Source organism: Clostridium sp. AF12-41 (assembly GCF_003461685.1).
Lineage (GTDB): Bacteria > Bacillota > Clostridia > Lachnospirales > Lachnospiraceae > Otoolea > Otoolea fessa.
In genome coordinates this window covers 376,598-390,545 of sequence record NZ_QTXO01000001.1, presented here as the reverse complement: position 1 = coordinate 390,545, position 13,948 = coordinate 376,598, and the positions used below count along the sequence as shown (strand labels likewise).

Below are 13,948 nucleotides of genomic sequence, written 5' to 3'. Positions count from 1 at the left end.
GCATACACAGATGAATGTTCATTCTGTGTATGCAGGAGCTTTTTCTAATTAATCTACTCAAACCGCGATTTGCAATTCAATCCATCCCCATCACAAATTCACCTTCTCCCAACCTCTCTCCAAATACCCATTCATCTTCCGTTTCAGCTCCTGATTCTCCTCCGCCTCCAACAGCGGATCTTTATTCATTAATTTCTTCACTTCATCCGAAACTGCCTTCAATATATCTGCATCTGCAAATATATCTGCTAAATGGAATTCGAGATCGCCGCTCTGGCGGACGCCGAAGAGGTCGCCGGGACCGCGCAGTTTTAAGTCTTCGGAGGCGATGTAGAAGCCGTCATTTGACTTATTGAGAATACCCAACCGCTTTCCGGCGTCTTCTTCGCCGGAGGCGTTGACCATGATGCAGTAGGACTGATCTTTTCCTCGACCGACACGGCCGCGGAGCTGATGGAGCTGCGCCAGTCCGAAGCGCTCGGCATTTTCGATCATCATAACGGTGGCATTCGGGACATTGATTCCGACCTCGATGACCGTGGTGGATACCAGCACATGAATCTCATTTGCCGCAAATGCTTCCATGATCGCATTTTTTTCTTTTCCCTTCATCTTTCCGTGCAGATATTCCACCCGGATCGACGGGGACAGGGCGCGGCGCAGCTCTTCGGTATAATCGATGACGTTCTCTGCCTCCAGCATCTCGCTCGGCTCGACCATCGGGCAGATGACGTATGCCTGACGGCCGGCGCGGACTTCATTTTCGATGAAACGGTAGGCATTCGGGCGAAATTCACGGTTCACGACACAGTTCTTGATCGGCTGCCGGTTTGCCGGAAGTTCATCGATGATGGAAATATCAAGATCCCCATATAAAATAATCGCCAGCGTCCGCGGGATCGGCGTCGCACTCATGACAAGCACATGCGGCTCGCCGCCTTTTTTGCTCAGCATTTCCCGCTGCGCCACTCCAAAACGGTGCTGTTCATCCGTGATTACCAATGCCAGATTGTCGTACACCACTTTTTCCTGAATCAGCGCGTGGGTTCCAATCACGATATCTGCCTCATGATTTTCAATCGACTCTCTGGCAAGCCGTTTTTCCTTTGCTGTCATCGAACCGGTCAGAAGCACCGGACGATATGTGATTCCCAGCGACGCAAACAATTCGGTCATCGACTCGTAATGCTGGCGCGCCAGTACCTCCGTCGGCACCATCAGCGCCCCCTGATATCCATTTGCCGCCGCCTGCAGCAACGCCAGAATCGCCACAATCGTCTTACCCGAACCAACGTCGCCCTGAATCAATCGGGTCATGATATGCCCGCCGGACAAATCGGCGTACACCTCCCGGATTACCTTTTTCTGTGCCCCGGTCAGAGCATATGGGAGGCGCTCTTCCACCGACGCCATTTCCCCAGAAAACGTAAATGGATATACGCTCTTTTTATCTTCTTTTTTGTCTTTGAGCAGGCGCACTGACATCAGGAACATGAAAAATTCATCAAACACAAGACGTTTCCGGGAAAACATCAGTTCTTCCCGGTTTGCCGGAAAATGGATGTGCTCCAGCGCATAGTTGATTTCCGCCAATCCGTACTTTTCCCGCAGACCAGCCGGCAGATATTCCCGTTCCATCTGGCGCATCGTGAGGGCTTCCGTGACTGCCTTTGCGATCGTCTTATTGCCAAGTCCCTTCGTCTGTCCGTAAACCGGCTGCATAGACGACACGACTTTCGCATACTGTTCCGGGCGGTAGATCTCCGGCTGCTCCATCGTAAGTCTTCCCCGTTTTTTTACCACACGGCCACGGAAAATAAAGCGTTCCCCCGCCTTGAGCGTCCCGCGCAGATAGGGCATATTGTACCATGCCAGCGCCAGTGTGCCTCCGCTGTCCCGCAATCCAGCCGTCGTAACCTGCAGGCGCGCTCCATACCGCACCACATCCGCCGTTTTTGCCAGGATTCCGCCGACTGCCGCGATCGTATCTTCCTTCAGTTCCGCGATCGGCTGCGGTTCCTTAAACTCGTCATAAGCACGCGGATAATAATGGAGCAGTTCTTCCACCGTTTCCACGCCTATTTTTTGAAATAGCTTTGCCGTCTTTTCACCGATGCCCTTGACAGCGGTTATATTCTGCTGTTCCATTTATCTCCTCCTGCTTTTCAGAATATTCTCCGGAAAATCAGCCACGCGGACAGTTACCGGACAAAAAATCCGGGAATACATTGGAATGAAAGAGAGGCAGGACGCAGGGATCTCTCCCCTGACCTGCCTCATTTCATACTTATGAATTATTTTGTTTTATACGTCAAATGTTTTATCTGCGCTATCACATAGAAAATTCATTTTCTCGTTATCTGCATTTTCTCAGCCAATCGTGCAGATTCATTTAACGCATTTCAATCACTTTAAACGACCTAAATCTACTCTACCGAAATCATATAATAGTAAATCGGCTGCCCGCCATTCTGGCATTCAAATTCGCAGGATGTAAATTCTTTGCGGGCTTTCTCACAGAATGCCTCTGCGTCCTCTTCCGTGACATCCTCACCATAATAGATCGTCACAAGCTCAGACTCATCATCTACCATCTTACGAAGTGACTCCATCGCGGTCTCCTCGATATTCTTGCCAACTGCCAGCATGCCGCTGTCGCCGATCCCCATGATATCGCCCTCTGCGATCTCCATACCATCGATCGATGTATTGCGGACTGCGTAGGTAATCTGACCGGTCTTAACGTGGCTCATCTCCTCGGTCATCTGTTCCATATTTTCTTCCGCCGTCAGATCCGGAGCAAAATTAATCAGCGCCGTGATACCCTGCGGAACCGTCTTGGACGGAACTACATATACCTTGGTATCTTCTGACAGGCTCTTTGCCTGCTCTGCCGCCAGAATAATATTTTTATTATTCGGCAGAATGTAAACTGTCTCGGCATGGACTTTTTCGATTGCTTCCAGCATATCCTCCGTACTCGGATTCATCGTTTGTCCGCCCTCGATGATATAGTCAGCGCCGATACCCTTGAAAATCTCAGAAAGACCTTCTCCGACCGATACGGCGATAAATCCATATTTCTTGCGTGGTTCTTCCTTCTTCTCTTTGGCTTCCTCTTCTGCCTTCTGCTGTGCCGCCAGACGTTCGGAATCTTTGATCAGTTTCTCCTGATGTTCCTCACGCATATTGTCAATCTTGATGCGGGACAGGGAACCGTAGGTCAGTGCTTTCTGAATCGCCAGACCTGGATCGTTTGTATGAACGTGAATCTTGACAATATCATCATCTGCCACAACTACCAGGGAGTCGCCGATCGTGCTCAGATAATCTTTCAGTTCCTGCTCTGTCGTCTCATCCGCCGGTTTTTCTGCATTGATAATAAATTCCGTACAATAACCAAAACGGATATCCGCTGTCTGCGTGCTTCCGGCGCCTGTTGCTGTTTTTGCCGCTCCATTTCCCGATACAGACGGAGTAACTGCCGCGTCGATATCCACAACTTTTCCTTTTAAGCCCTCAATACAGCCCTTGATAACCTGAATCAGACCCTGTCCGCCAGAATCCACTACGCCTGCCTCTTTCAGGACCGGAAGCATCTCCGGTGTCTGGCTTAAAACATACTCGCCGTGCTCCAATACTTTCTCTGAAAATTCAAGTACGTCCTCGGTCTGCGGTGCCAGTTCTGCCGCTTTATCCGCCATTCCCTTGGCAACAGTCAGAATCGTACCCTCCTTCGGCTTCATAACTGCCTTATAAGCTGTCTCCGTCGCACGGTTAAATGCGTCTGAGAGAACACTCGTCGTAATGACATCTACCGTCTTAATCTCTTTCGTAAATCCGCGGAAGAGCTGTGAAAGGATAACGCCGGAATTGCCTCGTGCGCCGCGCAGGGAACCGGAGGAAATCGCTCTTGCTAACGCCTCCATCGTCGGATTTTCAACGGCTGCCACTTCTCTGGCGGCTGACAGAATCGTCATCGTCATGTTCGTACCGGTATCTCCATCTGGAACAGGAAATACGTTCAGCTCATTGATCCATTCCTTGTTGGCCTCCAGGCCTTTTGCTCCAGCCAGAAATGCATTCTTTAACATCCCGGCATCTATATAATTCATGCCCACAGGGTTTGTTCCTCCTTAATCTATCACTCTTACGCCTTCAACATAAATGCTGATTTTCTCAACCTTCATGCCAGTAAACTCTTCTACTTTATATTTTACACTCTCGATCAGGTTGTCCGCAACGGTAGAGATGCTGACCCCGTATGCCACGATTACGTGGAAATCGATGCTGAGTGCATTGTCCTTGATGGCTACGTTGATGCCGTGTGTCAGGCTTTCTTTTTTAAGCAGTCTTACCAGACCATCTTTCATACTGACAGCCGCCATGCCAACGATACCGAAGCATTCTACTGCTGTCGTTCCGGCGTACATTGCAATTACTTCCGGATCGATCTGGATCGAACCCATTTTATTGTCGATGCGTCCTTTCATATTGACAGCCTCCGTTTCTTTACTTGTTTTTGTTTGATTCGATTTTTATGCCATGATTTTTTTCGGGCTGGACATGCGGAGCCGGGGCAGCTCCTGTGTCGGCGCGTGAGATAAGATCTTGACGGGCTGGACATGCGGAGCCGGGGCGGCTCCTGTGTCGGCGCATGGGATAAGAGCTTGACGGGCTGGACATGCGGAGCCGGGACGGCTCCTGTGTCGGCGCATGGGATGAGTACTTCACGGGCTGGACATGCGGAGCCGAGGCGGCTCCTGTGTCGGCGCGTGGGATGAAATATATGCGTCTCTCTACCCCGTCATGCAGCTCGATTCCGCTTCGCTTCATCTCGCTCACGGGCTTCGCCCTATGGATAAAAAGGAGAGGAAATCTGCTTTTGTGCGAGCACAACGCGGATTTCCTCTCCTTTTTATCCGCATGACTCATGGCTTACGTGAACATTATACCTCATCCTCTCTAAAAAGGAAATAGAAAATAGACATCTGTCGAAAACTTTTTTTATTTTTTTTTGTTTTTTACTTGCATATTTTCCTATTTTCTGCTATTATACCTTTGTTATGGATTTTAATAGGAAGTCCAATGATCGGTTAAGGAGGTGCTACGATGGCTAAGTGTGCAATCTGCGAGAAAGCTGCTCATTTTGGTAATGCAGTGAGTCATTCACATAGAAGATCTAACAAAATGTGGAAAGCTAACGTTAAGTCTGTTAAGGTTAAAACTAATGGCGGAGCTCAGAAGATGTATGTATGTACTTCTTGCTTAAGATCCGGTTTAGTTGAAAGAGCCTAAATCGAGTTTAACCGGCCTCAGGTATCTGCCTGAGGCTTTTTTCTTGTCCTTAGCATAATGAACGACAAAAAATGTTGGAAATATGCTTTTTGAGCACATTCCAACATTTTATATAAAACCTTTCCTTCAAAACACCTTAAAACAAGTTCAGCAGCGCTCCATATAGCTTCTCATTTCCCATCACCACCAGCGCCAGTTCTTCTTTTGCCTCGCTGAGCTGATAAAAAAGATGTCTCACATCGCGCTCTGTCGAGCGCAGATATCCCATTTCATCATAATAATAGCGCCCATCCAGCCGATACACCATGTGATCGACTTCTCGCGTATGGCGAGATTGTATTTCTACGGCAGAATCGGATTGCTTTTCCAGTTTTTCCTGCCAATCGGATTCCTGGCACTCATATCCCTGGTGGATGTAATCATTCAGCAAATTAGCTGCTTCTGACTCATCATTGGCATAAACCACCGCGACATGGGGATAGCGCCGCATTCCGCGTCCGTGCGGCAGGTGCATCATATTTTGTATAAAATAGGAAAGTTCTGCATTCGCACGGATCCGATTCGTCAGGTGGAATGTCTGGATTCCCGGCTGCTCCCCCAAGAGCTTTATTGCACCCAGATCCAATTCTTCCGGCGAAATCATATCCTCACAGTTACTGGAAAAAATAACCGGACGCGTTTTGCCGATCTCCAGCAAAATTTCCAATGTATTGGGCGACAGAAGGTGTGCCTCATCTACTAAGATCGCGCTGTATGCTTCAAACCTGATTTCCGTTCCCGCTTGAACACTATCCTCCGCCAGGTACTCCACCCGCCGCAGCCGCTCATGCAGCACCTTCCACTCTTTTCCCGCTTCACCGCAGTGGATCATGCACACCCGCTGCCGCCCGGAGAGTTTCATCGCAATATCATATAAAAGCAGCGTTTTTCCCGTCCCCGGAAGCCCGGTAAACCAGAAATATCCCGTCCGGTCTGCCCGGATTTTCTTTAAAATCTGGCGTTCAATATCCCTCTGCTGGTATGTCAGAAAATATTCTTTCTTTAAGAACCGTCCCGGCTCTGTGAGCGGCGAAATCAGGTACAGCTCCGCCTGAAACAAGTCTTCGATATCGCCTGGATAATCAGCACTCTCCTGCTGCAAATCCCGGCAGAGCTGTTCCCAGTCCGCCTCCACAATGCGGTCATGATTCGTCAGACGCACCAGGCGGTTCTGGCTGCTAATATAAGTGTACGAACGAATCGGCTTTCCCAGCGCCGCCAGATAATACCGGTTCTGTATGAGCTGCTTGCGGATCGCCTCATCCGACACCTGTCCGCTCTTTAATTCAAGGTTTAAAATTTGTTCTTCCTTGATTTGAAGCAGATCAAACTCTTTCCCCAGTCTCGGAATCTGAAACGAATAGAAAAAACGCAGTGCGTACACCGCCTGCATATGTCTCTCCAACTCCGAAACAAGCGCTTTCATGCTGTCCAGCTCCCATTCCCGTATTTTCAGAAACATATCCCGCCCCGAAAGCTGTCGTTCCAGCTTTTGAAGGTATTCCGTATTCTGATTTCGGGTAATCGTGTAAATAGAGATTGCTTTCATACCTGTACCGCCTGCGTTCCTTTTCGCCCTTTCCAAACTTTATAGATCCCTCTTTTTGCCGCAGCACTCCATGAGCGCCGCCAGCACCTTATCCATCTGCAGTGGTTTTGCCAGATGCACATTCATCCCAGCTGCCAAGCACTGCCTGGCATCCTCTTCAAAGGCATTTGCCGTCATGGCAAGAATCGGAATCTGCCTTGCATCCGCCCGCGGAATCGCCCGGATCGCGCGTGTCGCAGCCAGACCATCCATCACTGGCATCATCACATCCATGAGAATCGCATCGAACGTCCCCGGAGGTGCCGCCTCAAAGCAGTCTACTGCTTTCTTCCCGTCCTTCACAATCGTGACACGGGCACCCGCATCGGTCAGAAGTGTTTCCGCGATCTCTGCATTCAACTCATTGTCCTCCGCCAAAAGCAGCTTCAAACCGTGAATATCTCCTGACGGCGCTGCTTCCTTAACCGGGAACTCCTCCGGCGGCGGTGCAATCTCAAATGGAATTTCCACCACAAACGTCGTTCCAATGCCGACCTCACTCGTCACCTCGATGTTTCCGTGCATCTGTTCAATCAGCCCTTTGACGATCGTCATGCCAAGCCCAGTTCCCTGGTAAACACTACGCGCATCATTTTTCTCCTGTGCAAACGGGTCAAAGATGTGATCCAGAAATTCCTGGCTCATGCCAACTCCCGTGTCCGAGATCGTCCACCTATAGACGCACCAGCCGTCCCGTACATCCTGCGCCTCCACCCTGGTACTGATTTTTCCGCCCGGACGATTGTATTTGATGCAGTTTCCATAAATATTCAGGAAAATCTGGCGCAGATGGAGCTGGCTGCCATAAATATACGGATACGGAATCTCCGCTTTTCTTTTATCATACTCCCATTGAATGCCCGCATCTACCGCGCGCTCGATGATGATGCTCACGATATCGCGCGTCATCTCTGCCAATGAAATATAATCATGTGCCAGAATGATCTTTCCCTCTTCCAGCTTGCTCATCTGCAGCACATCATTGATAAGGGACAGCAGATGCCCCGCCGCCACCTGCATTTTCCGGTGATTTTCCATCACCATCTCCTTATCATCAAAATGTGCCTCATCGATTTTTAAAAGCCCGATAATGCCATTGAGCGGTGTCCGGATATCGTGACTCATGCGGCTTAAGAAATCTGTTTTCGCCCGGTTTGCCGTCCGCATTTCATCAAATGCCGCCTGCAGGCGCGCGTGCTCCTGTTCATCCCGCGCGTGCATCTGCGACGTATCCTGCAGAAGAATGATCGCATGAACCACCGGCATCTCACAAGAAAGCTCCGTATCAAACACGATCGTCTGCGTCATCAGAACTGTTTTCTGTACCCAGCAGATCGTGCCATCTTCCTCCTGGATACAGTATTCCACGGAAATATGTTTCTCCCCTGCCTCAAACCGCTTCAACAGCTTAGCCGGATCATCTGCCAGACGATAGCTTCCCAAGGTCTCCTGGGTGACCATCTTCATATATTCACTGCAATAATCACGGTAAGAACACGGCAGCGGATAGTCCATAAATAGCTCCCGGCATTCCTCGTCTTTTCCATTCAAGACAACACTCTTCTCCAGAATATCCTTTGTCAAATTAACTGTATATATCATATCCGACAGATCCAGGAGTGCATCCACATAGCTGTCATTTTCCAGAATCGACTGTTTGAGCTGTTCATAATAAAGCGTCAGCTGTTCCTTCGCATCTGCCCGCCCTTCTGAACTTTTCCGGATCGTCTCAAATGCCAGCAGGAAATGATGCAGCTTTCCTTCCTCATCCCAATCTACCGGGATCAGCGTCAGGCGGCTGTAGAGTCCCTGACCGTTCGTGTCATACTGCAATTCGAGTAGATCTCCCTCCGCCTGCAGCTTCCCGGAAAGCTCTGAAACCTGCAGGCTCTGGCGGATGTTGGCGCGGTCAGCACGAGCCACCCGTTCCGCTGCTATCTGCTCCGCCGCACCGGAATAGCTTCCGTCTGACGCCAGAAAGAAATCAGCACTGGCACGAAGTGCCCGATAGGTATCCATGTGCGCGTCGCAGTAGAGACAATCCGAAAAGTTTCTCCCGTACCGGTTTAAAAGCTTGAGCAGGTGGAAATCCAGCCGTTTTTCCGCTGCCGCTTCCTCGCGCTTTACATGGTTTTTGTTGATATACATATTTTTATCGGCAAAACTGAAAAGCTCCCGCATCGTGCTACCCGGAAAATCACTGGCAAGTGCATACCCGGCCGCATAGCTGAGCGGCATATCCGGATATCCCTTTGACTCCTCTGTCATCGCCTCCCGCACATGGGTGAGGCATTCCCGCATGGCCTCCTCATCCAGACCATGCGTAACGGCAATAAATTCATCGCCGCCGTCCCGCCCTACGAACTGTTCCGCAGGCATGGACGCGCGCAGGCAGACGGCGAACCGCCTGATGTAGGCATCCCCCGCCTCATGCCCCATGCTGTTGTTGATTCGGCGGAGATTATTCAGGTCAAAACTGCATACTCCCACATTCTCTGCCGCCGGTTCCGGATCATCCAGCAATTCTTCGCATTTATTCTTATTGGGAAGTCCGGTCGCCTTGTCCAAATACACCTTTTTCTGCAGCGCACGGTTCATCGCCGCAAAGCGCACCGCCTTGATAAATTCATATCCAATCAGAAGCATCAGAACAATAATATCAATCGTGATATATTTTTCAATTACCGTCAGCGAGGATGCCTTCCGCTGGGAATACGCCTCCGCCAGTCCCGTCGCCTCATCACAGATTTCAAAGAACCGCTCGCTCTTATCAATGATCTCTGTATTCTCATAGCCGACTTCCCGGACACGCAGGATTTCATAGTGAAGCGTGGCAAAGTACTCCTCCAACTCCTGCATCTTACTCTGAAACGCCCCGTCATCAAGGCGCACCAGCCCCAGTTCGCCATTGCCATTCCGCAGACCATCGACGAAGGCCTCAATATCCTGAATCATACCATCCTCCGGCTGACCGGAAATTTCCAATTTAATGATACGCTGTGTCTTTCCGCGCACCAGTCCCGCATAATTGACCACACGCGCCGTTCCCTGAATACTGGAGACAATTCCCATCATCACGATAATCAGTGCCGCCAGCACAACCGCCAGCACGCCGATGCAGATCTGTATTATGTTTGAAGTCTTTTTCTTCTTACTCTTATTCGCATTCTCGGAATCCATCGCTCCGTCCTCCCGCAAAAACCCTGGCACGCCCTTTTCCCTGCACCTGCCATCTTGTTATTTTACATCTTATATCCCAGAAAGCATTCATCCTCATGCGACTCAATCCGCCCGACCGCCTGCAGATACGAATAAATAATCACCGTCCCGGCAAACTTCATCCCACGCTTTTTGAGATCTGCCGACACTGCATCTGAGAGCGGCGAGCTGACCTTGCCTGTCTCATGAATCACCGTGTCTCCTGTCCAGTGAGTCAGATACGCGTCAAAACTCCCATATTCATTCTGAATTTCCCGGAATATCCGTGCATTCGTGACAGCGGCATGAATTTTCAGCCGGTTATGTACAATTCCCGGGGCGGTCCGGAGTGCTTCCTCCTTCGCCTCGTCGTAACCACACACCTTGTCCAGGTCAAATTCATCGAACGCGGCGCGGAACGCCTCCCGCTTATTGAGGATGCACTCCCACGAAAGCCCTGCCTGAAAGCATTCAAGGATCAGCATCTCAAAGAGCTTCGCATCATCCCGAACCAGCTTTCCCCACTCCTCGTCGTGATAACGGATATACAATTCATTCTTTGGATTCGCCCAGCGGCAGCGGTGTCTTCCATCGTGCCATTCCATACGTTTATCTCTCCCTGTTCGTCATTTGCTCTCACATTTTTTTCTTATTTATCCTTGTTTTTCATTCAAGAAAACATAAATATGCCATATCTCTCGTTTTGAAGTTCTACATAAGCGGCGCCAGAATCCGCAGTGCCTTCCCCGCAAACCGCCGGATAAACGGATACTTCCGGCAGTTTTCCAGAGTGATCCGCTCGCTCTTTGCAAGTGTTTTCTGGAAATCTTCTTCCACATCCATCACAACCGCATTGCGGAAGAAATAGGACGCGCACTCAAAATGCAGATACAGGCTTCTGAAATCAAGGTTGATCGTTCCGACCACCGCCTTCTCATCGTCGCTTGTAAACATCTTCGCATGAATAAAGCCCGGCGTGTATTCATAGATCTGGACACCAGCCCGCAGAAGCTCCGCATAGTAGCTGCGCGCCAGCAGGTACGCATATAACTTATCCGGTATATGCGGCATGATAATAATGACCTCCACGCCGCGCTTTGCCGCAAACTTGAGCGCCGCCAGCGTCGTATCGTCGAGAATCAGATACGGAGTCGTAATGTGCACATACCGGCGTGAACGCCCTAAAATATCGAGGTACACCGACTCGCCGACATTTTCCCCGTCGAGCGGGCTGTCCGCATATGGCATCACAAAGCCGCCATAGTCCATGCCCTCCGGCATATGAAATGTCTCCGGACACAGAAAACGGCGATATTCTTCCGCATCCCGTTCCGTCACATCCCAGAGCTGCAAAAACATCATTGTAAAACTGTCTACAGCTTTTCCCTTGAGCATGACCGCCGTGTCCTTCCAATGTCCGAAGCGCACCCGCTGGTTAATATATTCATCTGCCAGGTTCACGCCCCCGGTAAACGCGGTATGACCATCGATCACACAGATTTTCCGGTGATCGCGGTTATTCTGGTAACTCGAGAGAGCCGGACGCACCGGCGCAAAAATCTTGCACTGGATACCTTTCTCCTGCATCGCTTTCTCATAGCCGTGCGGCAACGTGAAGAGATTTCCCATGCCGTCATACATAAACCGGACTTCCACGCCCTCACTAGCCTTCGTCTCTAACACCTGTAAAATCGCATCCCACATCACTCCGTGTTCTACGATAAAATATTCCATAAATATAAAATGTTCCGCTTTTTTGAGTTCTTCCAATAATACTGGAAACATATCATCTCCCAGTGGGAAATAGCGTACCCCCGTATTTTCATACGCCGGGAAACGTCCGTACTGGTTCATATAGCGGACGAGATTGCCGCCGCTGGCGCTGATGCTCTCATAGTGTGCCAGCACCTCCGGATCCTGTAAAAGGTACGGACGAAGTTTTGTCCCAACCTCCTCGATCCGCCGGTTAATGCGGCGCGTGCCCGGCTGCAGCGTCAAAAACAGATAAAACAGCGTTCCAAACACCGGAAATATCAATATCGGCACTACCCAGGACAACTTGATCGTGCTGTTTCCCTCATCGCTGATAATATAGATCAAAACCAGCGCACTGAGCATCGCAGATCCACCGTACATATAGATCAGGTACTCTCTAAACCAGTCAAACCCGGCAAAGAGCACAAGAATCTGTATCAGCAGAAACAGCGTTCCCAGCGTGGTACGCCCGAAAATCAGACGCAGCAGTTTTTTCAATTTTTTAAGTATTTTCTCCATTTTCTACCAGTCCATTTCTTTGCCTCATTCATCAGGCACCTGCTGTATCATTGAAAACTACAGTGCCATCTCTCATAGTATGGCAGATTTTTGCAAATAAAACAAGAGGTCAGCCGGAGACTGACACAGATTTATGTGTCATCCCGACTGACCTGTCGTTGTAAGCGCTCATTTTAACAACCGCATTGAAACATCTCACGGATACCCGGCATAAAGCTGTTATATCGCCATTCTTGGCATTTTAGTCCTCCAGCGCCTGACGGATATCCTCGATGATATCATCCACATTCTCAATTCCGACACTCAAACGGATCAGGCTTGGATCAACGCCTGCCTCCCTGAGCTGCTCATCGGAGAGCTGACGGTGAGTATGGCTTGCCGGATGCAGAACGCAGGTTCTCGCATCGGCAACATGGGTTACGATGGCTGCCAGTTTCAGCTTATCCATGAACTCGCCAGCTGCCTGACGACCGCCCTTTAAGCCGAAAGAAATAACGCCGCATGTACCGTTCGGCATATATTTCTGCGCCAGTGCATGGTATTTATCATTTTCAAGTCCCGGATAATTCACCCAGGCCACATCTTCACGGCTCTGTAAATACTCGGCGACCTTCTGTGCATTCTCACAGTGGCGCGGCACACGCAGATGCAGTGTCTCCAGACCGATATTCAATAAGAAGGAATTCTGCGGGGACGGGATGGAACCGAGATCACGCATTACCTGTGCGGTTGCCTTGGTGATATAAGCCGCCTTACCGAATTTCTTCGTGTAAATAATGCCGTGGTAAGACTCATCCGGCGTCGTCAGACCCGGGAATTTATCTGCATGTGCCTCCCAGTCAAAGTTGCCACTGTCCACGATGCAGCCGCCGACGGTCATCGCATGTCCATCCATATATTTTGTAGTAGAATGCGTTACAATATCTGCGCCCCACTCGAACGGACGGCAGTTGATCGGAGTTGCAAACGTATTATCTACAATAAATGGAATACCATTTCTGTGTGCAATCCGGGCAAATTTTTCCAGATCCAGCACTACCAGAGCCGGGTTTGCAATCGACTCACCGAAGATACACTTTGTGTTCGGGCGGATCGCCTTCTCGATCTCCTCTTCCGGCGCATCCGGGTCAACTAACGTAACATCGACGCCCATTTTTTTCATCGTAACGACAAACAGGTTTGATGTGCCGCCGTATACGGTTGCCGAGCAGACCAGATGATCGCCCGCGCCGCAGATATTAAATACCGCATAAAAGTTTGCCGCCTGTCCGGAGGATGTCAGCATTGCTGCCGCGCCGCCCTCCAGCTCACGGATCTTATCTGCGACTGCATCATTGGTCGGGTTTGCCAGACGGGTATAAAAATATCCGTTTTCCTCCAGATCGAAGAGTCTTCCCATCTGCTCACTGGTTGAATACTTAAAGGTCGTGCTCTGGTAGATCGGCAGAATTCTCGGCTCGCCATTTTTCGGCTGCCATCCGCCCTGGATGCACGTTGTTTCCATTGAACGTTTCATTTTTCTTCTCCTTCATATGTTTATTTTTAAATAAT

At 49.9% G+C, this 13,948-nt stretch carries 10 protein-coding genes; 2 read left to right on the top strand and 8 right to left on the bottom strand.

Annotated features, from left to right (window positions below):
- Positions 1-90: 90 nt before the first annotated feature.
- The 3 genes from recG to DWV73_RS01645 form a co-directional block, all read right to left on the bottom strand.
- Positions 91-2,148 carry an ATP-dependent DNA helicase RecG gene (recG, locus tag DWV73_RS01655; RefSeq protein WP_117795301.1) on the bottom strand — a complete coding sequence of 686 codons (2,058 nt, stop codon included), beginning with the start codon at positions 2,146-2,148 and terminating at the stop codon, positions 91-93.
- 278 nt (positions 2,149-2,426) lie between these two features.
- Positions 2,427-4,121 (bottom strand): DAK2 domain-containing protein, encoded by a 1,695-nt coding sequence (locus DWV73_RS01650; RefSeq protein WP_117795298.1) that lies wholly within the window; start codon positions 4,119-4,121, stop codon positions 2,427-2,429.
- Between the two features lie 15 nt (positions 4,122-4,136).
- Entirely contained in the window at positions 4,137-4,493 is a 357-nt protein-coding gene (locus tag DWV73_RS01645; protein ID WP_106999821.1) for an Asp23/Gls24 family envelope stress response protein, read from the bottom strand.
- 191 nt (positions 4,494-4,684) lie between these two features.
- Between DWV73_RS01645 and DWV73_RS12825 the strand changes: the two genes are divergently transcribed.
- Together DWV73_RS12825 and rpmB are read left to right on the top strand one after the other, a co-directional pair.
- A complete protein-coding gene (locus DWV73_RS12825) occupies positions 4,685-4,930 on the top strand; it encodes a hypothetical protein (RefSeq protein WP_147341918.1) in 246 nt (81 codons plus the stop codon).
- Between the two features lie 182 nt (positions 4,931-5,112).
- Entirely contained in the window at positions 5,113-5,298 is a 186-nt protein-coding gene (gene rpmB / locus DWV73_RS01640) for a 50S ribosomal protein L28 (RefSeq protein ID WP_003504147.1), read from the top strand.
- Between the two features lie 136 nt (positions 5,299-5,434).
- Here the strand turns inward: rpmB and DWV73_RS01635 are convergent, their stop codons facing one another.
- The 5 genes from DWV73_RS01635 to DWV73_RS01615 all read right to left on the bottom strand — a co-directional run bounded on the left by DWV73_RS01635 (position 5,435) and on the right by DWV73_RS01615 (position 13,913).
- Complete coding sequence (locus tag DWV73_RS01635; protein ID WP_117795296.1) at positions 5,435-6,886, bottom strand: AAA family ATPase; 1,452 nt, start codon at positions 6,884-6,886, stop codon at positions 5,435-5,437.
- Positions 6,887-6,925: 39 nt separating this feature from the next.
- Positions 6,926-10,105, bottom strand: coding sequence for an ATP-binding protein (locus DWV73_RS01630; protein WP_117795294.1), 3,180 nt, complete (start codon positions 10,103-10,105; stop codon positions 6,926-6,928).
- 62 nt (positions 10,106-10,167) lie between these two features.
- On the bottom strand, positions 10,168-10,728 hold the full coding sequence (locus DWV73_RS01625) for a DNA-3-methyladenine glycosylase I (protein ID WP_117795292.1): 561 nt from the start codon (positions 10,726-10,728) through the stop codon (positions 10,168-10,170).
- A 106-nt stretch (positions 10,729-10,834) separates the two neighbouring features.
- A complete protein-coding gene (cls, locus tag DWV73_RS01620; protein ID WP_117795290.1) occupies positions 10,835-12,397 on the bottom strand; it encodes a cardiolipin synthase in 1,563 nt (520 codons plus the stop codon).
- A 241-nt stretch (positions 12,398-12,638) separates the two neighbouring features.
- Entirely contained in the window at positions 12,639-13,913 is a 1,275-nt protein-coding gene (locus DWV73_RS01615; RefSeq protein ID WP_117795288.1) for an aminotransferase class I/II-fold pyridoxal phosphate-dependent enzyme, read from the bottom strand.
- Positions 13,914-13,948 lie beyond the last annotated feature (35 nt).